Raw genomic sequence first — 20,796 nt, forward strand, 5'->3', positions numbered from 1 at the left:
GTGGCTCGACCGGCTGCAGCGACCCGAGGTGACGTACGTCTGGCTCCAGCCGCTCGGGGAGGAGTGGCGCGAGGACGTGCTCCTGTGCCAGGTCGTCTTGAACGAGTTCGACCACCTGGAGCGGACGGCTGAACGGACGGCGGTGGCCCCCGAACCCTGCGCGGCACCTCAGAGGCCGCAGACCACGGCCGCGGCCACCCGCTCCCACGCCCGGCGCGTGCTCGCCGACAGCACCACCGGGTCGACCGGCCCCCCGGCCACGAGCGACCTGTCATGCGGCACCCGCACCACGGTGCGCGTGAGCCGCGCGAAGTGGCTCTCGATGCGCGCGTCGAGCTCGCTGCCCGCTGCGTCCCGGCCGCTGGCCGGCGCGGTGAGCACGGTGACGGCCTCGGCGACCAGCCGCTCGTGCCCAGCCGCCCGCAGCGCGTCCGCCAGCCACGCCGCCGACTGCGCCGTGTCCTCCCGGACGGTGGAGACCACCACCAGCTGGTCGGCTGCGGCCAGCGCCGCCTGCCAGTTCGAGGCGCGCATGTTGTTGCCGGTGTCCACCACCACCAGCCGGTACTGCGCCGCGAGCGCCGCGTGCAGCCTCTGGAAGGCGGCGGCGTCCACGAGCGCGGCGGAGGCGGCGTCCTCGTCGGAGGCGAGCACGTCGAAGTGCGCCCACGCCTGGTGGCGCACGTACTCGTCCAGGTCACCGACGCGCAGCGGCCGCTGCGCGGTGAGCTGCGGCAGCGCGTGGAGCAGGTCCACGGCGGTGCGCGAGTGGTCCGCCGGCCGGGCCCGCCAGCCGAGGGTGCCGCGCGTCTCGTTGTTGTCCCACGCCAGCACCGAGCCGCCGCGGTGCTGCCCGAGGGTGGCTGCCAGCAGCAGCGACGCCGTGGTCTTGTGGGCCCCACCCTTGGGGTTGACGACGACGACGGTCCGCGAGCCCTCGAACGGCCGCGCGATGGCCGCCAGATCATCCCGGTGCGCCTGCTCGGCGGCGCCCGGTGCCAGGGAGACCCTCCCCCGGGTGACGCGGTGCAGCGCGCCGCGCCACCCCCACTGGGCGGGCAGCTCACGTCCCGCGGGGCGGGCGGCGATGAGCTGTTCGAGCGTCGGGGGCGCCTGGGCGGGTGTCGGCGCGGGCGCCACCGCGGGGGCCGGCTGGAACGGAGTGGCGTCGTCGGCGGGCTGCAGCTGCTGCACCACGCGGCGCACGCGGTCCCAGTCGGTGGCGGGCAGGTCCACCGGTCGCTCGACCTGCGTGGCGTCCGTCGGGACGGCCAACGGGTGCGAGCGCGCCGGCCGTCCAGCGGTCGGGCTGCCTGCGGGGTCGGTGGTCACGGTCCGGTCCTCTCCACGTCGTCATCAGCGGTCCAGGCGAGCTGCACCAGCGAGGGCGGCTCAGCTCGGGTCACGTGCAGGGCCCGGCCCGGTGGCAGGGGGCGCAGCCGGGTGCCGTGGAGCACCAGGCCCTCCTCGCGCGGGCCGGACAGCAGCAGGCCGGGCGAGCCCAGCTCGCGCAGGCGCCGCAGCGTGGGTCCGGCGAGGCCGGCGGCCGCGCCTCCGGCGGCCCGGGCCACCACGAGGTGCAGGCCGACGTCGGCCGCGACGGGCAGCAGCTCGACCAGCGGTGCGAGCGGGTCACCGGAGGGCCCGGCCACGAGGTCGTGGTCGTCGACCACCACCAGTGCCTGGGGCCCGTCCCACCAGCTGCGGGCCCGCAGCTGCTCCCGGGTGACGTCGGGTCCGGGCATCCGCGCGACGAGCTTCTCGGCCAGCGCGGCGATCGTCCCGGCAGCAGCAGGGGCCGAGGCGCAGTACTGGGACAGGTGGGCCTCGTCGACGGCGTCGAGGAGGCCTCGTCGGTAGTCGACCACCACCACGAGCAGCTCCGCCGGCGTCCAGCGGCGCGTGTGCGCACGCAGCAGGGTCCTCAGCGCCGCCGTCTTCCCAGAGCCGGCGTCGCCCACCACCAGCAGGTGCGGGTCGGGCCCGTGCAGCAGGTCCAGGTGCACCGGGCGCAGGTCCCGCTCGCGCAGGCCGATCGCCACGCCGGGCTCACCGCCTCCGACCGCCCTGGGCAGGTCGTCGAGGGGGACGAGGTCGGGGAGCAGTCCGATCTCCGGCGTCGTCGTCCCCGTCCACGTCGTCGCGAACGTCCGGGCGAGCTCGCGCACCACCGGGGGCTCTCCTGCCGTGGCGACCTGCACCTCACGGGGCCCGGCGGCCGTGCTCACGATCATGCGGCCAGGCACGTGGGCGGGCAGGCGCCTCGCGGCGGGGCGGTCCACGAGGGAGTCCCCGGGCTCTCCCAGCCGCAGCTCGCAGCGCAGGCCCAGCTGGTCCCGCAGCGCGTTCCGCAGGTCGTACCAGCGTCCGCTCGTGACCACCACGTGCAAGCCGACCGCTGCCCCGCGGGTGGCCAGCGCGGTGATCGGGGCCTCGAGCTCCTCGTGGTCGGCGCGCAGCACGGCCCAGCCGTCCACCAGCAGCAGCACGTGCGGGCGGTCCTGCGCGTCCTCGCCCTCGCGCTCCTCGACCAGGGCCGTCATCTGGGAGACCACCCGGCGCATGAGCTCGGGCTGGTCGCGGCCGGCGACCGTGCCCACGTGCGGGAGGGCCGCCACGTCGCGCAGCCCGCCACCGCCGAGATCGAGGCCGTGCACCTGCACCTGGTCGGGGGTGTGCGTGAGCGCCAGCGACACCACCAGGGAGCGCAGCAGCGTCGTCTTGCCGCTGGCGGGACCACCCACCACGCCCACGTGTCCCCCGGCGCTGGTGAGGTCGAGCACCCAGGGTGACCGCTTCTGCTGCTCGGGCAGGTCCACCACCCCCAGCAGGGGCTGCAGCACGCGCGGCTCGCGAGGCACGCTCCCCAGCAGCCCCGGCAGGCCGACCAGGCCGGGCAGAGGCGGCAGCCAGACCTGGTGCACGCGCGGTGCGGCCGGGACCAGGCGCTCGACCAGCACGTCGAGCACGGACCGTCTCGCGGGGTCCGACAGGTCCAGCCCCAGCGGCGGCAGCGCGGTGACGACGTCGTCGGGAGGTGCGAACGCCACCAGGCGCCTCGGCACCGGCCGCGCCTGCACCGGCTGCTGGCGGTGGGGCTCGACGTACGGGGCCGAGACCGTGCTGGCCCGCAGCCTCCGGTAGGTGGTGGTGTCCACCTTGAGGTAGGCCGAGCCCGGCGCCGGCGGCAGCTCGAAGGCGTCGGAGCTGCCGATGACCGCGCGGCTCTCGGCTGCGCTGAAGGTGCGCAGCGCGAGCCGGTAGGACAGGTGGCTGTCGAGGCCCTTGAGCCGCCCCTCCTCCAGGCGCTGGGTGGCGAGCAGCAGGTGCACCCCGAGGCTGCGGCCGAGGCGTCCGATCGCCACGAAGACCTCCAGCACGTCCGGCTCCTGCGCCAGCAGCTCGCTGAACTCGTCGATCACCACCAGCAGGTGCGGCAGCGGCCGCAGGTCGGCACCGGCGAGCCGGCGCTGGCGGTGCTCGCGGATGCTGGCGAGGTTCCCGCTGTCGCGCAGCACCTGCTCCCGACGTCGCAGCTCACCCCTCAGGGCCGCGGCGACCCGCTCGATGGTGCCCGGGTCGTCCTCGAGGTCCGTCACCGAGCCGGCGACGTGCGGAAGGGCTCCGAGACCGGCGAAGGTCGCCCCGCCCTTGTAGTCGACCAGGACGAACGCGAGGTCGTCCGGGGAGTGGGTGACCGCCAGCCCGGTGACCAGCGTGCGGAGCAGCTCGGACTTGCCCGAGCCGGTGGCACCGACCACCAGGCCGTGCGGCCCCATGCCGCCCAGGGCCGACTCCTTGAGGTCGAGCTCCACCGGGCGGCCGTCCACGTCCACGCCCAGGGGGGCCGCCAGGAGGCTGCGCTCGGGGCGCGCGGCCCATGTCAGCGCCGGGTCGACGGCCGCTGCGTCTCCCACACCGAGCAGGTCGACGAGACCCGTGACCTGCGTCAGGGCTGCTCCCTCCCTGCGCGGGGCGAGCCTGAGCGGCGCCAGCGCCCGGGCCAGCACGTCGGCCTCTGCCACCGACAGCTCGTCCGCGGCAGCACCCTCGCCGCCAGGGCCGTCCCCGTCGACCCCCAGCGACGGACGGCCGTCGGCACCGCGCGGGCCGACCTCGACCACGTGGTCAGCTCCGGACGGCGCCAGCTCCCGCGTCGGGACGAGCCTCAGCTGGGTCACGCCGGTCGGCCCCAGCGCGGCCAGCTCCGCCAGGGGGTCCGGCGCCCCCGGCCAGCCGTCGACGACGACGACGAGGGCCGGTCCGCGGTCCGCCTCGGACGACGCCGGCGTCCTGCCCCGCGCCAGCAGTGCCCGGCGGCGGTCGAGCTCGGGCCCCAGCAGCGTCAGCAGGTGCTCCGGGCTGCTGGCCAGCAGCGGCTGCTCGGCGCCGTCCGCGTCGCCCGGGTGGTGGGCGTGGGGCAGCCAGGAGGCCCACTCCCAGACCCGTGCCGCCCCTGGAGCGCTCTGATGCGTCAGGCACACGGCCACCCGCACGTCGTCCGGGGCGTGGAGCACGGCCAGCTGTCCCAGCACCGCCCTCGCCGCGGCGCGCACCTGCTCCGGATCACCCACCAGCGCTGTCGTGGCCCCCGCGACGGGCACGACCACCGGGCAGTCCGCGACCCGGGAGCGGGTGGCCAGGAGGCGCTCCACCGCGCCCCGGGCAGCGGGATCCACGGCCTGGGACGGGTCGACCTCGGGCAGCGCGGGCAGAACGAGCGCCGGCACCGACCCCTCGCCGAACCGCAGGTGCAGGAAGTCGGCGTCATCCGTTCGGCGCTCCCACAACCGAGCCGTGCGGGCGACCGACACCAGGTGGCCGGGGTCGGGGTGCACTGCACGCGCCTCGTCCCGCTGCTGCGTCGCAGCGCGGTCGAGCACGTCGCGGACGTCCGCCAGACGGGTGAAGTAGCGGACCCGGCTCACCCCGCCCTGCCCGCGGGTCCGGCGGCGCATCTGGGTCCACATGAGCAGGCCCATGCCGATCGACCCGAGCACGAAGGCGCCGCCTGCCACCAGCATCGCGGGGTTGCCGCCCACCAGGGCCATGACCAGCAGACCACCGCTGCCGAGCACCGGGAAGAGGGCGTACGTCCAGCCCACCGTGCTCCCCTGCGGCTGCACCGGCACCGGTCCCAGCCGAGGGACGTCGGGAAGATCGGGTTGCGGTGGCTGGCGCGGTGGACGGTGCACCACGATGTCGGCCATGTCCGGTCCACCCCCCTCCACCGACGCGGAGATGATCAGTCCCGCAGCCGCGGAGTCTGCCACGGCAGCAGGACACCGGGCATCTCATCGCGAGCCATCACTGCTGGTCACAGGCCCGGAACGCACGGTGTCCACAGCGGCGGCCGGGTGGGTGCGCGTCAGGGCCGTGACACCCACCGGACCGGTCGACGTCTCGCTGCCGCTGGGGCTGACCACCGCCGAGGTGGTCGACGAGCTGGTGACGTCCCTCGCCCCGGGTGCTCCCCTGGCCCTCGAGGGCCCGTGGCACCTGCACCGCCTGGGTGGTGCGCCGCTGCCTCCGGACCACCCGCTCGGGGCAGTACGACCCGTGGACGGCGAGGTGCTGCACCTGACCGCGGGTGAGCCCCCACCGCTCGCCGTCGCGGTGGACGACGCGCTCGACGCGCTCGCCGCCGGCGCCTCGTCCGCCGGGCGCTGGACGTCGAGTGCCGCTACCGGCGTGCTCGTCGCGACCGCCGTGGTGCTCGGCGTCACCGCCTCGCTCGCCGCCCTCCAGGTGGGGCGCGCCTCAGGTGGGACCCACCTGCTGCCGCTGGCCCTCGCCGTCGTCCTCTGCGGCGTCGCCACCCAGCTGCGCCGGGACGGTGGCGTCGCCGTCGCGGTCGCGGCAGCGACGCTGCCCGCCTGGGCCTGCGGCGGACTGGCGCTCGCCGGTGGCGCGGACGGCCTGCACCGGGTGCTCCTGACCGCCGCGGCCGCGGCCGTCGGCGCGCTCGTCGCCGTCGTCGTCGTCCCGGCGCACCGCGCGTGGTGGGTGGGGGTGGCCACTGCCGGCACGCTCCTGGCAGGTGCTGCGGCCCTGCCCAGCAGCGGTGCGCTGAGCCTGCGCACCACCGCGGCGGTCGTCGCCGTCGTCCTGGTGTGGGTCGTGGCGGTGCTGCCTCACCTGATGGCGCGCAGCTCCCTGTGGAGCACCGACTCCCCCGGCGACCGGGCCCGCGAGGAGCTCGGACGGCGCGGCAGGTCGGCTCGTCAGCTGCTCACCGCGGCGAGCACCGGCACGGCTGCGGTCATCGCTGCCGCCGGAACGGTCCTGGTGCTCGCCGGTCCGGTCAGCGACGCGGTGCTCGGTGCGGTGCTCGCCGCTGTCGTGGCGCTGCGCGCGCGCCGCAGCCGCTTCGCCGTGGAGTCGACGGCGCTCGCCGTGGCCGGCGCAGTGGTCGTCGGCGCCGGAGCGGGCCGCCTCGCGGTCGGCACCCCCGACCAGCGCGCGTGGGCGTTGGCGATCGCCGCGGTGGCACTCGCCGGGGTCGTTGCGGCGCTCGTCGTGGTGGTCCGCGCCGCCCGCGGCGAGGACGCGCTGGCCCAGCGCCTCACCCGCCCGCGGGTGCGCCGCGCCCTCGACGTCGCCGAGGCGGTGCTCGCCCTGGGAGTGCTCCCGCTGCTGGGATGGGTGCTCGGCCTGTACACCGCTGCGTCTGACGCGGCCGCCTCCTGGTGACGCGGTGAACCGGGCGGAGCGCAGCGCCGGACGCCGAGCGCTGATCGAGGCGGAGGACTTCGCCCGCGCGCGCGCCGTCGCTGCCCTGCAGCGCGGCGACTCATTGGCCCTGGAAGACGTGGCCCTGCGCCCCAACACCGCCCTCGCCGCGGGCGTCGTGGTGGCCGCGATCGTGGCTGCGGTGGTCGGCGGGGTCGCCTTCCTCACCGATCGGCCCCCGCCGGGATGGCGGGACGACCGCACGCTCGTGGTCGACGAGGCCGACGGTGCGCGTTACGTCATCGAGGACGGCGTGCTCCACCCCGCACCGACGCTGACCAGCGCCCTGCTGGCCGGCGCAGCCCCGAAGCCCGTGCTCGTGCCCCACCAGGCCCTGGCCGGCGTCCCCGTCGGCAGCCAGCTGCCCGGGGCGGATCTGCCCGAGACCCCGCCGGTGGTACCAGCCCGCCCCGGACCGCTGCTGGCGTGCACCGGCTTCGGCGCGAGCCCCGGTCTGGACGTCTGGACCGGCACCGTCCAGACCGCGCCGAGCGCGTCGGACGGTCTCCTCGTCAGCCCTCCGGGAACCTCGGACTGGCTCCTGGTCACCGGGGCCGCCGCCTACCCCGTCAACGCCACGGCAGCTGAGGCTCTCGGCTACTCCCCCGCTCAGGTGAGGACCGTGCCGCGGGCCTGGCTGGACCTGCTGCCCCGCGGGGTCACCCTCGCCCCGCTGACCGTTCCCTCGCCCTCGGACGGTGGCGGCGTGGAGGGCGTGGGACAGCCCGGCGACGTCGTCCAGGTGGCGGGTGGTGGCGAGCGCCTCCTCGTCCAGGGCGGCCAGCTCCACCCCTTCGTCAACACGACGAGCGCCCTCCTGGCCCCGGCCCCGGTGAGGCAGGTCAGCGGGCCGGCGCTCACCGCAGCACCGCGCGGTGCTCCGGTGGGCCTGGCGGACGCGCCCTCGACGCCGCCCCGCGTTCCGGCTCGGGAGGACGACGTCGTCGGGTGCCTCGACAGTGCGACGGACCAGCTGCAGGTGCTCAGCAGCGTCGAGGCCTCCGGCACCCAGGCGTCCCCGGCCCAGCAGGTGACCGACAGCACCGGCGCTGCGGTGAGCACGGTCTGGCACCAGGTCCCAGGGTCCGGTGTGCTCGTCGGGCCCCCGGGGTCCGCCGCGTCCACGAGCCGCGACGGGGTGTCGGTGGTGAGCGCGGGGACGGCGTACCCGGTCTCCGACGACCGCACGCTCAGCGCGCTGGGGCTGTCACGCGAGCAGGTGCTAGCGCTGCCCCGAACGTGGCTCGCGATCGCTGGGCGTGGTCCGGCGATGACGGCGAGTCGCTGACCAGGCTTCCTTCCAGCACATCCACAGCCGACCTTGACCATCTCTTGGTTCTCTTCGAGTCCGGTTCGTGGCAGTTTGCTCCCGCAAGATCACCAGACGACCACGCGAGAACCGCAAGGGAGCTCCCATGGCTGGGCTGTTCGACACCTCCACCACCACCATGCGCACCACCGCCACCCGGGTGCTCAGCGACGCCGACCTCATCCGCACCGACCTGGCCGGCCTGCTCAACAAGCTCACCGCCCTGGAAGGAGCCTGGATCGGGGACGGACGCACCGCCTTCACCGGCGCCGAGGCCCGCTACTCCGACGCCAACGCCCGCCTCAACGCCGCCCTGGATGAGATCTCCCGCCTCATCTCCGCCAACGAGGCCCGCTACACCTCCGATGACGCCTCCGCGCAGTCGGCCCTGTCCGCGGCCGGGTCCAACTTCGCCGCCCCCGGCTTCTGAACCCCTCACTGCAGAAAGAGGATCTCTGAGATGGCTGACCAGATCCGCGTGACCTTCGGCGCCCTGGACACCGCCGTCGGTGACATCGCCGCCGGCGTCGCCGCCCAGGGCACCCGCATGGATGACCTGCGCGCCGCGATCGCCCCGATGGTGGCCACCTGGGAGGGCTCCGCCCAGGCCGCCTACCAGGGCGCGCAGGCCAAGTGGGACTCCGCCTGGAACGACCTGACCAGCGCCCTGACCCAGTTCCAGACCGCCACCGACACCTCCAACCAGACCTACCAGGCCGGGGAGAACGCCAACACCGCCGCCTGGGCCTGAGGTCGGGCTGAGGTCGGGCTGAGGAAGTCACAGATGGGTGCTCTGTTCGAGGTCGACCTCCCCGACCTGCACACCGGCGCTACACAGCTGGCCACCGACGCAGGCGACGTCACCCAGGCCACCACTGGTGGTGCCGGCGCGTGCACGTCCGCCGGTTCGGCCTGCGGTGGCGGACCGCTGGCAGCGGCGTTGGCGCGCCTCGCAGGGGACACCACCTCCCGCGGCGGCACCGCCAGCAGGGACGTCGCCACCGGCGCCACCACCCTGACAGCCAACGCTGAGCGCTACGCCGCTGATGATGCTGATACCTCGGCCACCTTCGCGGCCTGGTCCCCGGGCCAGGCCGCCACCTTCACCGGCCCCGGCATCGATCGATGACCCACCCGATGACCCGGCCGATGAGCCGATCGATCCACCGGGGAGGGGACTGATGGCCACCACCGTGGCTGCCCCGACCGCTTCCGCCGCCGGGACCGCGGGGATCGCCGGTGACCCCGCCGCCCTGTACGCCGCAGCCGATGAGATGACCGCGACCGCGAAGGACTTCTTCAACGCCGCTGATGCCATCGCCGCCCACGGCCGCACCGTCACCGCCAACTGGGTCGGAGACGCCTCCGATGCCGCAGGCCGTCACATCGCGGCGCTGGCTGCTCGCGTGCAGGTCGGCTTCGACGTGTACACCCAAGCCGCCGACGCGGTCCGCACCTACGCCCACGCCCTGTCCCTGGCCCAGGACGCCTACATCACCGCGGCAGCGCGTGCCCAAGCAGCCAGCACCGCCCTCGGCGACGCCCACCAGGCGGTGACCACAGCCGCGGCGATGCCCACCACCAACGCCACCGGCCAGATCGACCCCACCGCCCAAGCAGAGCAGTCACAAGCTGCCCACGACGCAGCCACCGCCGTCACCACCGCCAGCACCGCCCTGACCGGTGCCCAGCAGGACATGGCCACCGCCGTCGCCGACGCCGCAGCCGCAAACCAGAGCGCCGCCGAGGCCATCAACACCTGCTGCGACCAGCTGGCGGCCATGGGCGGCGAAGCGAGCACCACCACGACAGCGAGCACCGGGGGGGCAAGCACCAACGCCACCTACACCGGCGCCACCGCCCACCCGACGCCCCCGACGCCGCCCAAGCACCACGAGTCCGCCTGGGACGGCGCCATCGACTGGGCCAAGGGCGCCGAGAACTGGCTGGAAGACAACTCAGGCACCATCGCCGACGTCCTCGGCACCGCCGCACTCATCAGCGCCTTCATCCCCGGCGTCGACCTCGCCCTCACCCCCATCCTGGGAGCACTCTCAGCAAGCGCCGGCCTCATGGCCGCCCACCACGCCTACGCCGAGGGCGACAAAGCCCAAGGCGACCAGCAGATCCTGATGGCCGGCCTCAGCATCCTCCCCGACGGCCGCATGCTCGGCGAAGGCCTCCAAGCAGTCAAGGGCCTCAAGGAAGCCGACGAGGTCGCCAACGCAGCACACGCCGTCAAGGGCGTCAGCAAAGATGATCTAGCGGCAGCTGGCCTGGACCCGGACGTGCCCACAGTTATCTTTAGCCGGTCCAGAGGCCCCAACCTCGAGAGCAATTTCAATGACGCAGTCGCGGCAGGAAGGCCCAGACGGCTCACGCGCGCCACCGCCAAGCAGGCGGACGTTAATCGGCGAAAGGCCTTGTTGGACAGGGATCGACCACGTGGCCTGTCGCTCGATGAGTACCCTTTCGCCTCTTCCGAGCAAGGCGGCGAAGGGTCATTTGTGCTGGCAGTCCCCAAGCAAGAACAGAACTACCAGGGCGGGGTTCTCTCAAGCTTCTACCGAACTCACAACATCCAGCCGGGCGACGACTACCAGGTACACTTCGGGCCATGAGCGACGATGCGTGGCGGTGGTGTCGAGACATCGATCAGCACCTGGAGACTTTGGGTAGACTTGAACTCATCGAGTCCCTCATGCCAGGGGTCTCGCAGGCAGAGTCTCACCGTCAGTTCATGCAGCGCAACCTGGTGAACACTGGCCAGCTCGAGCAGCTACTCAGCTGGCACAATGGCCTGAGCCCCAATTCAAGTGCCAAAATTGGCCAGATCTGCATCATGCCGGGCTTCTACCTGCTTGGACTTGGGGAAATTATCCAAGCGCATCTCGACTTCCGGGACGACACACGATGGAACCCGGGCTGGGTCCCGTTCATGACAGACGGCGGCGGCGATTTCATGTTCATCGACACTACACAAGCAGCGCCCCCCAGGGTTCATCGCTATCGCTCAGTGGAACTGGAGCACCCGGCAGAGTACCTGTCGATCGAAGGCATGCTGCAGACGATTTCGAAGGCCTATGAGACCGGAGTCTTCTTCCCCATAGTCGGCGGGATCGAGATGGATGATGACGAGTATGCAAGACTCGCCGCAGGAATAAATCCAGGTATCGAATGGTGGCTCACCTGACAAGCAGGATCGGGGACTCCCAGTGGCAGACGAAGCGAGAGAACTGCTCCTTCCACTCGGCGGCAAATCAGTAGTCTCCTGCAGTATCGAATCCGCCATCCCGCTTCGATTCGGCGTACGTCGCCGACTGGTCAGACGCCCAGCAGGCTCACGCCCGCGCCCAGACACGCTGGTTCGGCGGGATGGTCGATCACCACGTCGCCGACCGTCGTCGCCGAGTACCGCACTGACGGAGCGGGGGGCCCCAAGGCCCTGAGCGACTACATCGCCGCCCGGCAGGGCTACGACTACGCCCAGCACGGCCGCGCCGGGCACACCCACGCCGACTTCGCGCCGGACGACGTCGTCGGCAGGTTCTGCATGCTGGGCCCGCCTGCCGCCCAGCTGGAGCGGCTGCGGAGCTCGCCGAGATGGGGTCGACCAGGTCGCCCTCTACGCCCAGCACGCCGCCGCCGACGCTGTGGTCGCGTCCGCGGGCGCTGTGAGACTGAGGTCACGGGCGAGCGTCAGCGATGGCCTTGCGCCGCCACAGCCCGAAGCGGTTGCCCGCCGGGTCGGCCACGTGAGCGAACACGATGGCGCCGTTGTCCACCCGCGGCACCACCACGCGACCGCCGTGAGCGGTCACCGCATCGAGCGCGGCGCTGACGTCAGCCACCTCCACGTAGAAGATCGCCCAGCTGCCCCCGCCGATGCCCGTCGTGTTCCACAGCCCTCCCGCAGCGCCGTTGACGGGCGCGTACCCGGCAGGTCCCGCATCGGCGACCCGCCAGCCGAACACGCCGCCGTAGAAGGCGCGGGCCGCCGCAGCGTCAGGGGTGCCGATCTCGAAGTACGTCACGAGGTTGCTCATGGGACCACCGTCGGGTCTTCCACAGTGTGAGGGTCAAGCCCGGCTGGTCACAGGGTCGTCGGTCGTCACTCGATGGGGACGTTGACCTCCGTGACCCACTCGCCTGGGTCCTGCGTACGCCCCGGACCGACCACGTAGAGGTTGAACAGCGGCCCCACCCGTCGCCGTCCGTTCGTAGCGACCCAGGCTCCCAGCGCTTCGCCGGCCAGGCCGATGGTGTCGAAGGGCCCGCGGTGCGTGGTCCAGGCCACGCGCTGCGCCGGCAGCTCCACCACCTCGAACCCCGCGGGCACGCCGCTGACCCCGTGGACGTCACGCCAGACGGCCATCTCGACGTCGTCGTCGCGGAACTCGTCGTCGTAGTAGGTGGCACCGACGAGGCTCCCCAGCGCCTCTGGTCGCACTCCCGGCGGGGGGGAGAGCAGGTCCCGCAGCTCCGCCCACAACTCGCCCTCGGCGGGGTAGCAAGCCACCGTCCGGCGCAGGCGCAGCACGCGCGCCCCAGGAAAGGTCCGCTCACCCACCTCGGCGGGACTCTCCTCCAGCGACGCCGCGAGCGACACCGCCAGCTGACGGCGAGCAGCGATCTGCGCCGCTCCAGCATCCAGCTGCGCGACGTGATCAGCGAGACGGAGCCGCAGGACGTCGGGGGTCGCGTAGAGGGGCAGCAGCTCCGCGATGGCGGGGATGCCGCACCCGGCGTCGCGCAGCGCCCTGATCCGACCGGCCTGACGCAGCTGGTCGGGGGTGTACCGGCGGTAGCCGGTGGCCGGGTCCACCTCGGCGGGCACCAGCACGCCCCGCTCGTCGTAGTGACGCAGCATCCGCACGCTGAGCCCCGCGTAGCGCGAGAACTCTCCGATGGCGAGCAGGGGCCGCTCGGTCCAGCGGGCAGGAGACGGGCCGGTCATCCGGTCAGCGATCGCCCGCACGTCACGCAGAACCGAGCACCCCGCGCGGCCTGCGCGCCACATCCGGTGCACGAGACCACGGGGGCGAGGGAGGTGCCGCAGTCGGAGCAGAACGCCCCGCCGCTGTGGGCCTGGGCGCCGCACGCCGGGCACCGCGGCTGCGCCTGGCGGGCCAGCGGGACCTTCGGGACGAGGTCGATGGTCTCCAGGCGCTCGGCCACCTGGCGGCGGCGAGCCTCGGCCTGCAGCTGGGCGAGCTCCTCGACCGCGTTGGGCGAGCAGCGCACGCACTGTCCGACCTGGTCGTTCCAGCACCCGTCACCGCACATCCAGTCCCCGCAGCCGCGGCACTGGTGGAACCGGGGGGCGATCTCGGCGGTCGCCGCGCGCAGCGCGTCGTCCTTGGCGGGTGAGTTGGTACCGCGGTCCAGCAACCGGTCGGCCATGTACCCCACCTGGCTGAGGGACCCGCTGAACAGGCCTCCCAGACCGCGGGCCAGCTTCTGCCCGGTGGAGCGGAAGTCGCGCCGGAAGGCCGAGCGGTAACCGTTGCCGCAGCGCTCGCAGCGGAACTCGAACTGGTAGCCGTCCTCGTTGGACAGGTCGGTCACGTTGTCCGTGAACGGGATGTGCTCAGGCATGACGCTCCTGCACGTCGAAGGGGGACGCCAACGGCAGACAGCAGGCTCTCAGAGATCAGTTTCCCACGGCGACGAGTTCAGCGAACCCCTCCCCGTGCAGGACGGCTAGGAAGTGCCCGCGAAGGTGCGCCGGTAGGCCAGCGGGGTCGTCCCCAGGCGGCTGAAGTGGTGGCGCAGCACCGCGCCGGAGCCCCACCCCACCGCGACCGCGACCGCGTCGACCGGCAGGTCGGTGGTCTCCAGCAGCTCCTGCGCGCGCTGCAGGCGCATCCGCGCCACCCACGCCGCCGGTGAGGTGCCGGAGGCGTCGGCGAACCGGCGCGCCAGCGTGCGCGGGGACATCCGGGCGTGCGCGGCGAGGCGCTCCACCGACAGGTCCTCGGCGAGGTGCTCCAGCGCCCACGCGTGCAGGGCGGCGAGGTCGTCGTCGGCGCACGCCTGGGCCGGGAGGACGGGGTTCGGGATGAACTGCGCCTGCCCGCCGTCGCGGTGCGGGGGCACGACCATGCGGCGGGCGACCTTCCCGACGGCGGCGGCGCCCAGCTCGCGGCGCAGCAGGTGCAGCCCGGCGTCGATGGCGGCCGCGGAACCGGCGCTGGAGATGACGGGGCCGTCGTCGACGTAGAGGACGTCGCGGTCGACCACGGCCGCCGGGAAGCGCTCTTCGAGCAGGCCGGTGTAGCGCCAGTGCGTGGTGCAGCGCAGGCCGTCCAGCAGCCCGGCGTCGCCCAGCACGAAGACGCCGCCGCAGCAGCTGAGGAACTGCGCGCCGCGCTCGTGGGCCGCGCGGAGGGCCTCGACCACCGCTGGGCTCGCCCTGGACTGCAGCGGGACGGGGGTCGTCACCACGAGGTCGGCCGTGGCGAGGCGCTCGAGGCCGTGCTCGACCCCCACGGTGAAGCCGACCGTGGTCCGCACCTGTCCCGGCACCTCGGTGGTGAGCGCGAAGTCGAAGTTGGGCACCCCGTCCGCCGCGCGGTCGAGCCCGAAGAGCTCGCAGGCGATGCCCAGCTCGAAGGGGGCCACCCCGGGCAGCACGAGGACGGCGACGTCGCGGATCGGCACTCCAGGAGCCTGCCACGTGACGTGGCAGGAAGTCGACGGGCAGTGTCACCCTTGCCACTGGTGGCGCAACATCGACGGCCGCCAACATCCAGTCATGGAGATCGTCGTGGCCCTGGCCGCCACCGTGCCGCTGCTCGTCGTCGTCGCCGTCGTGCTGGTCGCCGTGAGGGGCGACGGGTACGGCCACCGCCCGCCGCCGTCCTCCCACCGCGACTGGGAGGCCGGGCACCTGCCGAGCCGCACCTACCGAGAAGGATGAGCGCGTGGACGAGCGCGCAGCGGTGGACCTGAACCTCGCGAACTGGGACGAGCGGGCCGTCGCGCACGCCGCCCCCGGCACCGGCTACGTGCTGGAGGACTACGTGACCGACCCGTCCAAGGTCTCCGACGTCGTGCGGTTCGACCAGCCGAGGCTGGGGGACCTCGCCGGCGTCCGGGGCGTCCACCTGCAGTGCCACCTCGGCACGGACACGCTCTCCCTGGCGCGGCTCGGGGCGCGCATGACCGGGGTCGACTTCTCCCCCAGCGCCCTGCACCACGCGAGCGCGCTGGCCGCCCGGACCGGGACCGAGATCGACTACCACCGGGCCGACGTCAGCGACGGCGCGGCGGTGCTGGCCGCCGTGGGCGAAGGCAGGTACGACCTCGTGTACACCGGCATCGGCGCGCTGTGCTGGCTCCCCCGGATCGCCGACTGGGCGCGGCTCGTGGCGGACCTGCTCGCGCCCGGCGGGCGGCTGTTCGTGCGCGACGGCCACCCGGCGCTGCTGGCGCTGGACCAGGACCGCACAGACGGCGACCTCGTGCTGGCCTTCCCGTACTTCGAGCGCGGTGAGCCCACGGTGTTCGACGAGCCGGGCACGTACGTGCAGACCGACCACGTCTTCACCCACACCCGCAGCGCCGAGTGGAACCACGGCCTGGGCGAGCTGGTCACGGCCGTCCTGGACGCCGGGCTGCGGCTCACGGGCCTGGCCGAGCACCGGAGCATCCCGTGGAAGGCGATGGACCACATGATCGAGGTGCCCCCCGCCGGCGGTGCAGACGGTGCAGACGGTGCTGACGGCGCCGGCGAGTGGGCCCTGCCCGGCGACGCCGCCGACCGCGTCCCGCTGAGCTTCACCCTCCAGGCCGTGAAGCCCGCCTAGACCGGGGGTCGAGCCAGCGCCGCTCGTCGGGGACGTCCTGCGCGTCGCACAGCGCCACCCACACGTCGCGCGGGGGGACGCCGTCGTCGAGGGCCTGCACCGGGGAGCGACCTCCGAGGTCGCTGAGCACGATGTCGGAGGCCAGGGACCGTGCGTACTCGGGGCCGAACACGGCGTCGGCCAGCTGCCAGAACTCGCTGTGGCGCATCCCGCCCATCCTCCCCTCGCGGTGGTGAGGCTCGCCACGCGGGCCACGGCGCGCGCCCCGTGCTCCCCGGCGGGCGTGGTGTGATCGGCGGGTGCCCGCGACCGATGCCCTGACGAGCCGCCAGCGCCTGGTGCTGCGCACCTTCACCACCGTCGCCGTGGTCGAGGCCTTCACGTGGGTGGGTCTGCTCATCGGCATGTACTTCAAGTACCTGGCACCGGACAGGACCGAGGTCGGCGTGCACGTCTTCGGGCCGGTCCACGGCGGCGTCTTCGTCGCCTACCTCGTGCTGTCGGTGCTGGCGTGGCGCTCGCTGCGCTGGAGCCCCGCCACGCTGGTCACGGCCCTGGTCTGCAGCGTCCCGCCGCTGTTCACGGTGGTCTTCGAGGTGTGGGCCGCCCGCACCGGCCGCCTCACCCCCACCCGGTCCCGCACCCGCGAGCGCGCGCTCGTCTGACCTGCGCCCGGGCAGGTGCGCCTCCACCGGTCGGTGGAGGGCTCGACCCACCGCCGGCTGCTCCCGCGCGGCGCCGGGGACGGGCAGGCTCGTCACCATGAGCAGCGGGACGAGCAGCGGGACGAGCAGAGGGCCGGCGGTCAGCGTGACCGGGCTCCACAAGCACTACGGCGCCAAGCGCGCCGTCGACGGGGTCTCGTTCGAGGTGCCGGCCGGGCAGGTGTTCGCGCTGCTGGGGCCCAACGGGGCGGGCAAGTCCACCACGGTGGAGGTGCTGGAGGGCTACCGCGCCCGCACGTCCGGCGAGGTCAGCGTGCTCGGCGCCGACCCCGGGCGCCCGACGCCCGCGTGGCGGGCGCGGATCGGGATCGTCGCGCAGTCCACCAAGGACCTGTCCGACCTCACCGTCACCGAGGTGGTCCGCCAGTTCGCCACCTTCTACCCCCGGCCGCGTCGCCCCGAGGCCGTCATCGAGCAGGTCGGCCTCGCCGACGACGCCCGCACCCGCGCCAGCGCGCTGTCCGGCGGGAGGCGCCGGCGCCTCGACGTCGCCCTGGGGATCATCGGCAGCCCGGAGCTGCTGTTCCTGGACGAGCCGACCACGGGCTTCGACCCGGAGGCCCGCCGCGAGTTCTGGGCTCTGGTGCAGCTGCTCGCGGCGGACGGCACCACGATCCTGCTGACCACCCACTACCTCGACGAGGTAGAGGTGCTCGCGGACGCCCTGGCCGTCATCGACGGCGGCCGCATCGTCGCCACCGGCACACCGGTCACGCTGGGCGACCGGGACCGGGCCCCGGCCACAGTCCGCTGGCGCGACGACGGCGGGGCCTGGCGCACCGAGCTGACCCCCGAGCCGGCGGGGCTCGTCGCCCGCCTGCACGCCCAGCTCGGTGAGCTGGACGGCCTCAGCGTCCACCGCCCCACCCTCGAGGACGCCTACCTGGCCCTCATCGCCGGCGGGACCGACCGGTGAGCGCCCTGCTGAGGGCGTCGCGGGCCCGCACGGTGGTCGAGCTCAAGGAGCTGTCCCGCTCCTGGGACGCGCTGATCTTCAACGTCTTCTTCCCGATCATCTTCCTGTTCATCTTCGGGTCGGTGTTCTCCGGTGACGTCGCGCCCGGCGTGACCTTCACGCAGTACTTCACCGCCGGCATGGCCGCCTCGGGCGTGCTGCTGGTGAGCTTCCAGTCTCTGGCCATCTCCATCGCTGTGGAGCGCGACGACGGCCTGCTCAAGCGCCTGGAGGGCACGCCGATGCCGCCGGCGGCGTACTTCCTGGGCAAGGTGGGGCTCGTCGTCGTCACCGGGGCGGTGCAGATGGCGGTGCTGCTGACGGCCGCGCACCTGCTCTTCGACGTCGACCTGCCCGCCGGGCCGCAGCAGTGGGCCACGCTGGCGTGGGTGACGGTGCTGGGGGCCGCCGCGGGCACGCTGCTGGGCATCGCCTACTCGAGCATCCCCCGCACCGGCCGCTCCGCGAGCGCCGTCACCGCGCCCGTGGTGCTGGTGCTGCAGTTCATCTCCGGGGTGTTCTTCGTCTACAGCCAGCTGCCGGGGTGGATGCAGGACGTCGCGGCGGTGTTCCCGCTGAAGTGGATGGCGCAGGGCTTCCGCGCGGCGCTGCTCCCGGACTCGATGGCGGCGGCCGAGCCGGCGGGCTCGTGGCAGCTGGGGCTCATCGCGCTGGTGCTCGCCGGGTGGACGGTGGTGGGTCTGGTGCTGTGCCGGACCACCTTCCGGTGGCGCCGCCGCGGGGACGGGTAGCCGGGTGGACTTCTTCGAGCGCAGCCGCATCGGCTGGCACGCCGCCTGGTACGGCGTGCTCGGGGTCACCGCACTCACCGTGGCGGCGCTGGGCAGCGCACCCCCACCCGACCGCCTCACCGCCGTCGCCGCTCTGGCGGCGGCGGCGCTGGCGTACGCGGTGCTCGGCCGGAAGCTGCTGGGCGACGACGACGACCGGCCCCGAGCCCGCGTCCGCTTCGCGATGTACGCCGCCGCGGTCACCGGGTGCCTGGTGGTCCTCTCGGTGGCCCTGAGCCCGGGGATCGCCCTGCCACCGCTGTTCGTCTTCTTCCCGCAGGTGTGGGCCATGGCGCCGCGCTGGTGGGCGATCGGCGCGGTGGTGGTCACGCCCGCGGCGCTGGGGCTGGTGGACGTCGCCCAGCGGGGCTGGGACCAGGCCGCGGTGCCGGACGCGGTGGCCACGGCCTTCCTGCAGTCGGCCGCCGCCGTCGTCCTGGGGTTGTGGATCACGGGTCTGGTGCGCGAGAGCGAGGAGCGGGCGTCCCTGCTGGCTGAGCTCACCGCCACCCGCGCGGAGCTGGCCGCCGCCGAGCACGCCCGCGGGGTGCACGCCGAGCGGGAGCGCCTCGCGGGCGAGATCCACGACACCCTCGCGCAGGGTTTCCTCAGCATCGTGGCGCTCGCGCAGGCCGCCCACGACGGGCAGACCCACCAGCGCCTCGACCTCATCGAGGCCACGGCCCGCGCCAACCTCGCCGAGGCGCGGGCCATCGTCGCCGCCCACACCCCACCGGACCTCGCCGCGGGCCTGTCCCCCCACCGGCTCGTCGGCGCGCTGGAGCGCCTCGCCGCCCGCACCACCGCCACCGACGGCACCGCGGTCGAGCTCGACCTGCCCGGCGTCCTACCGCCGCTGACCAGCGAGGCGGAGGTCGTGCTCCTGCGCGCGGCGCAGGAGGGCCTCGGCAACGCCCGCCGCCACGGCGCCGCCGCGCGGGTGGTCCTCGCGCTCGCGGTGGACGTCGAGGGCGTGGAGCTGACCGTCACCGACGACGGGACCGGGCTCGCCGCGCCCCCCACCAGCACGAACACCGGCTACGGGCTGGCCGCGATGGCCGCCCGCGCCGCCCAGGTGGGCGGGTCCGCCGTGCTGGAGCAGCGCACCGGCGGTGGCGCCGGGTGCGTCCTGCGCGTCAGGGTGCCCGCATGACCTCCGCCGCTGGGCAGCAGCCGCTGCGCCTCGTCGTCGTCGACGACCACCCGGTGGTCCGCGCCGGCATCGTGGCGCTGCTGTCCGCGGAGGCCGACCTCGCCGTCGTCGCGGAGGTCGACGACGGCGACGGCGTGCTCGCCGCCTGGGAGCAGCACCGCCCCGACGTGGTGCTCATGGACCTGCGCATGCCCGGGGTGGACGGGGTGACGGCCACCGCCCGCCTCAGGGCCGCGCACCCGGCGTCCCGGGTGCTCGTGCTCACCACGTACGACACCGACGCGGACATCCTGCGCGCCGTGGAGGCCGGCGCCACCGGCTACCTGCTCAAGGACGCCCCGCGGGCGGCGCTGACGGACGCCGTCCGCAGGGCCGCCCGCGGGGAGACGGTGCTGGCGCCGCCGGTGGCCGCGAAGCTGCTGACGAGGATGCGCGAGCCCGCCGCCGAGCGCCTCACCGCCCGCGAGACGGAGGTGCTGGCGTGCGTGGCGCGCGGGCTGAGCAACCCCGCGATCGCGGCCGAGCTGTTCATCGGCGAGGCGACGGTGAAGAGCCACCTGCTGCGCGTCTTCAGCAAGCTCGGCGTGGACGACCGGACCGCGGCCGTCACCGTGGCGATGTCGCGCGGGCTGCTGCCCCCGCCCCGCTAGGCCCCCTGGCCGCGGGGCGGCTGGCAGAAGCGCAGGTGGTTGCCGTACGGGTCGCCCACGGTGAAGGTCGGGCCGCCGGGGGCGTCCTCCTCCAGACCGGGGCGCTGGTGGGCCCACAGCTTCGGGCGCAGCTCGGCGTGCAGCGCCCGGACGTCGCGGACCGGGACCCACAGCACCGCGCCGGGGACGCCGTCCCCGTAGTGCTCGGACAGGTCCACGGTCACCTCGTCGCGGCGCAGCCGCTGGTAGAGGGGCAGGTCCGGCTCGAAGCGGTGCTCCCAGAGCAGCTCGAAGCCCAGCGACGCGTAGAACTCCCTGCCCACGGCGCCGTCCAGCACCCGCAGGACGGGCACGGGCGCGCCGAGCTGCGGCGGTTCCCGCCGGTCGCGGTCCAGGAGCGCCGAGGCGGTGTTCCAGTCGCGGTGCCCGAGCTGGTGGGCCACCAGCTCCAGCGCCGCGGAGTGCGTCAGGTCCACCCCGCGGGCGGCCAGGTCCTTGCGCAGCGCCCGGGCGGCGGTCTTGGCGGTCTCGACGTCGACGATCACGGTCATCCCTCGCTCCGCGCCGTGCTCCGGGTGCCCGCACTGTGCCCCCGCGCAGACCTCCGGATCAACCCCCGTCGGCAGCCTCCGTCCGAGCGCGACCGCCGGGCCGATGTCGGTGGTCGGTG

Annotated in this window: 22 protein-coding genes; 14 read left to right on the forward strand and 8 right to left on the reverse strand. The window is 74.0% G+C overall.

Features of this window, described 5'->3' with window-relative positions:
- Positions 1-168 precede the first annotated feature (168 nt).
- Positions 169-1,332 (reverse strand): MinD/ParA family ATP-binding protein, encoded by a 1,164-nt coding sequence (locus H7K62_RS11395; RefSeq protein ID WP_186718203.1) that lies wholly within the window; start codon positions 1,330-1,332, stop codon positions 169-171.
- Positions 1,329-5,132 carry a type VII secretion protein EccCa gene (gene eccCa / locus H7K62_RS11400; protein ID WP_186718205.1) on the reverse strand — a complete coding sequence of 1,268 codons (3,804 nt, stop codon included), beginning with the start codon at positions 5,130-5,132 and terminating at the stop codon, positions 1,329-1,331. The genes H7K62_RS11395 and eccCa overlap by 4 nt, the downstream gene beginning before the upstream one ends.
- Positions 5,133-5,241: 109 nt before the next feature.
- Here eccCa and eccD point away from each other — a divergent pair, with 109 nt between their 5' ends.
- The 7 genes from eccD to H7K62_RS11435 all read left to right on the forward strand — a co-directional run bounded on the left by eccD (position 5,242) and on the right by H7K62_RS11435 (position 11,234).
- Complete coding sequence (eccD, locus tag H7K62_RS11405) at positions 5,242-6,693, forward strand: type VII secretion integral membrane protein EccD (RefSeq protein ID WP_255480180.1); 1,452 nt, start codon at positions 5,242-5,244, stop codon at positions 6,691-6,693.
- 4 nt (positions 6,694-6,697) lie between these two features.
- Positions 6,698-8,020 carry a type VII secretion protein EccB gene (locus H7K62_RS11410; protein WP_186718209.1) on the forward strand — a complete coding sequence of 441 codons (1,323 nt, stop codon included), beginning with the start codon at positions 6,698-6,700 and terminating at the stop codon, positions 8,018-8,020.
- Between the two features lie 127 nt (positions 8,021-8,147).
- On the forward strand, positions 8,148-8,471 hold the full coding sequence (locus tag H7K62_RS11415) for a WXG100 family type VII secretion target (protein ID WP_186718211.1): 324 nt from the start codon (positions 8,148-8,150) through the stop codon (positions 8,469-8,471).
- 30 nt (positions 8,472-8,501) lie between these two features.
- A complete protein-coding gene (locus H7K62_RS11420) occupies positions 8,502-8,792 on the forward strand; it encodes a WXG100 family type VII secretion target (RefSeq protein WP_186718213.1) in 291 nt (96 codons plus the stop codon).
- Positions 8,793-8,825: 33 nt separating this feature from the next.
- Entirely contained in the window at positions 8,826-9,170 is a 345-nt protein-coding gene (locus tag H7K62_RS11425; protein ID WP_186718215.1) for a hypothetical protein, read from the forward strand.
- 52 nt (positions 9,171-9,222) lie between these two features.
- Positions 9,223-10,662 (forward strand): NucA/NucB deoxyribonuclease domain-containing protein, encoded by a 1,440-nt coding sequence (locus H7K62_RS11430; protein ID WP_186718217.1) that lies wholly within the window; start codon positions 9,223-9,225, stop codon positions 10,660-10,662.
- Positions 10,659-11,234, forward strand: a complete 576-nt coding sequence (locus H7K62_RS11435; protein ID WP_186718219.1) for an SMI1/KNR4 family protein — start codon at positions 10,659-10,661, stop codon at positions 11,232-11,234. The genes H7K62_RS11430 and H7K62_RS11435 overlap by 4 nt, the downstream gene beginning before the upstream one ends.
- Positions 11,235-11,727: 493 nt before the next feature.
- On the opposite strand, the gene H7K62_RS11440 is transcribed toward H7K62_RS11435, so the two are convergent.
- The 4 genes from H7K62_RS11440 to H7K62_RS23870 all read right to left on the reverse strand — a co-directional run bounded on the left by H7K62_RS11440 (position 11,728) and on the right by H7K62_RS23870 (position 14,704).
- Positions 11,728-12,087, reverse strand: a complete 360-nt coding sequence (locus H7K62_RS11440; RefSeq protein WP_186718221.1) for a VOC family protein — start codon at positions 12,085-12,087, stop codon at positions 11,728-11,730.
- A gap of 65 nt (positions 12,088-12,152) precedes the next feature.
- Complete coding sequence (locus tag H7K62_RS11445; RefSeq protein WP_186718222.1) at positions 12,153-12,998, reverse strand: MerR family transcriptional regulator; 846 nt, start codon at positions 12,996-12,998, stop codon at positions 12,153-12,155.
- Positions 12,995-13,639, reverse strand: a complete 645-nt coding sequence (locus H7K62_RS11450) for a zinc ribbon domain-containing protein (protein WP_186718224.1) — start codon at positions 13,637-13,639, stop codon at positions 12,995-12,997. The genes H7K62_RS11445 and H7K62_RS11450 overlap by 4 nt, the downstream gene beginning before the upstream one ends.
- A 105-nt stretch (positions 13,640-13,744) precedes the next feature.
- Positions 13,745-14,704 (reverse strand): GlxA family transcriptional regulator, encoded by a 960-nt coding sequence (locus tag H7K62_RS23870; RefSeq protein WP_222437470.1) that lies wholly within the window; start codon positions 14,702-14,704, stop codon positions 13,745-13,747.
- Positions 14,705-14,798: 94 nt separating this feature from the next.
- On the opposite strand from H7K62_RS23870, the gene H7K62_RS11460 reads away from it, so the two are divergent.
- Both H7K62_RS11460 and H7K62_RS11465 read left to right on the forward strand, forming a co-directional pair.
- On the forward strand, positions 14,799-14,963 hold the full coding sequence (locus tag H7K62_RS11460) for a hypothetical protein (protein WP_186718226.1): 165 nt from the start codon (positions 14,799-14,801) through the stop codon (positions 14,961-14,963).
- 4 nt (positions 14,964-14,967) lie between these two features.
- Positions 14,968-15,852 carry a class I SAM-dependent methyltransferase gene (locus H7K62_RS11465; RefSeq protein WP_186718228.1) on the forward strand — a complete coding sequence of 295 codons (885 nt, stop codon included), beginning with the start codon at positions 14,968-14,970 and terminating at the stop codon, positions 15,850-15,852.
- Here H7K62_RS11465 and H7K62_RS11470 read toward each other — a convergent pair.
- A complete protein-coding gene (locus tag H7K62_RS11470) occupies positions 15,824-16,060 on the reverse strand; it encodes a DUF3046 domain-containing protein (protein ID WP_186718230.1) in 237 nt (78 codons plus the stop codon). The two genes, H7K62_RS11465 and H7K62_RS11470, sit on opposite strands and share 29 nt — an antisense overlap.
- A gap of 91 nt (positions 16,061-16,151) precedes the next feature.
- On the opposite strand from H7K62_RS11470, the gene H7K62_RS11475 reads away from it, so the two are divergent.
- The 5 genes from H7K62_RS11475 to H7K62_RS11495 all read left to right on the forward strand — a co-directional run bounded on the left by H7K62_RS11475 (position 16,152) and on the right by H7K62_RS11495 (position 20,126).
- Positions 16,152-16,517, forward strand: a complete 366-nt coding sequence (locus H7K62_RS11475; RefSeq protein WP_186718232.1) for a DUF3817 domain-containing protein — start codon at positions 16,152-16,154, stop codon at positions 16,515-16,517.
- Positions 16,518-16,614: 97 nt separating this feature from the next.
- On the forward strand, positions 16,615-17,493 hold the full coding sequence (locus H7K62_RS11480; protein WP_186718234.1) for an ABC transporter ATP-binding protein: 879 nt from the start codon (positions 16,615-16,617) through the stop codon (positions 17,491-17,493).
- Positions 17,490-18,284, forward strand: coding sequence for an ABC transporter permease (locus tag H7K62_RS11485; RefSeq protein ID WP_186718236.1), 795 nt, complete (start codon positions 17,490-17,492; stop codon positions 18,282-18,284). The genes H7K62_RS11480 and H7K62_RS11485 overlap by 4 nt, the downstream gene beginning before the upstream one ends.
- 4 nt (positions 18,285-18,288) lie before the next feature.
- On the forward strand, positions 18,289-19,476 hold the full coding sequence (locus H7K62_RS11490) for a sensor histidine kinase (protein WP_186718238.1): 1,188 nt from the start codon (positions 18,289-18,291) through the stop codon (positions 19,474-19,476).
- Complete coding sequence (locus H7K62_RS11495; protein WP_186718240.1) at positions 19,473-20,126, forward strand: response regulator; 654 nt, start codon at positions 19,473-19,475, stop codon at positions 20,124-20,126. Before H7K62_RS11490 ends, H7K62_RS11495 begins: the two co-directional genes overlap by 4 nt.
- Here H7K62_RS11495 and H7K62_RS11500 read toward each other — a convergent pair.
- Complete coding sequence (locus H7K62_RS11500; protein ID WP_186718242.1) at positions 20,123-20,677, reverse strand: glyoxalase superfamily protein; 555 nt, start codon at positions 20,675-20,677, stop codon at positions 20,123-20,125. The genes H7K62_RS11495 and H7K62_RS11500 overlap by 4 nt on opposite strands.
- Between the last annotated feature and the right edge of the window lie 119 nt (positions 20,678-20,796).

The sequence above is a fragment of the Quadrisphaera sp. RL12-1S genome (assembly GCF_014270065.1).
Taxonomy (GTDB): Bacteria; Actinomycetota; Actinomycetes; order Actinomycetales; family Quadrisphaeraceae; genus Quadrisphaera.

What these genes read in the sequence shown, in the direction of transcription:
- H7K62_RS11500 (WP_186718242.1), bottom strand. Translation starts at nt 20,677, where the DNA reads ATGACCGTGATCGTCGACGTCGAGACCGCCAAGACCGCCGCCCGGGCG.
- H7K62_RS11435 (WP_186718219.1), top strand. Translation starts at nt 10,659, where the DNA reads ATGAGCGACGATGCGTGGCGGTGGTGTCGAGACATCGATCAGCACCTG.
- H7K62_RS11495 (WP_186718240.1), top strand. Translation starts at nt 19,473, where the DNA reads ATGACCTCCGCCGCTGGGCAGCAGCCGCTGCGCCTCGTCGTCGTCGAC.
- H7K62_RS11460 (WP_186718226.1), top strand. Translation starts at nt 14,799, where the DNA reads ATGGAGATCGTCGTGGCCCTGGCCGCCACCGTGCCGCTGCTCGTCGTC.
- H7K62_RS11425 (WP_186718215.1), top strand. Translation starts at nt 8,826, where the DNA reads ATGGGTGCTCTGTTCGAGGTCGACCTCCCCGACCTGCACACCGGCGCT.
- H7K62_RS11450 (WP_186718224.1), bottom strand. Translation starts at nt 13,639, where the DNA reads ATGCCTGAGCACATCCCGTTCACGGACAACGTGACCGACCTGTCCAAC.
- H7K62_RS11420 (WP_186718213.1), top strand. Translation starts at nt 8,502, where the DNA reads ATGGCTGACCAGATCCGCGTGACCTTCGGCGCCCTGGACACCGCCGTC.
- H7K62_RS11470 (WP_186718230.1), bottom strand. Translation starts at nt 16,060, where the DNA reads ATGCGCCACAGCGAGTTCTGGCAGCTGGCCGACGCCGTGTTCGGCCCC.
- H7K62_RS11445 (WP_186718222.1), bottom strand. Translation starts at nt 12,998, where the DNA reads ATGACCGGCCCGTCTCCTGCCCGCTGGACCGAGCGGCCCCTGCTCGCC.
- H7K62_RS11430 (WP_186718217.1), top strand. Translation starts at nt 9,223, where the DNA reads ATGGCCACCACCGTGGCTGCCCCGACCGCTTCCGCCGCCGGGACCGCG.
- H7K62_RS11440 (WP_186718221.1), bottom strand. Translation starts at nt 12,087, where the DNA reads ATGAGCAACCTCGTGACGTACTTCGAGATCGGCACCCCTGACGCTGCG.
- H7K62_RS11480 (WP_186718234.1), top strand. Translation starts at nt 16,615, where the DNA reads ATGAGCAGCGGGACGAGCAGCGGGACGAGCAGAGGGCCGGCGGTCAGC.
- H7K62_RS11415 (WP_186718211.1), top strand. Translation starts at nt 8,148, where the DNA reads ATGGCTGGGCTGTTCGACACCTCCACCACCACCATGCGCACCACCGCC.
- eccD (WP_255480180.1), top strand. Translation starts at nt 5,242, where the DNA reads ATGATCAGTCCCGCAGCCGCGGAGTCTGCCACGGCAGCAGGACACCGG.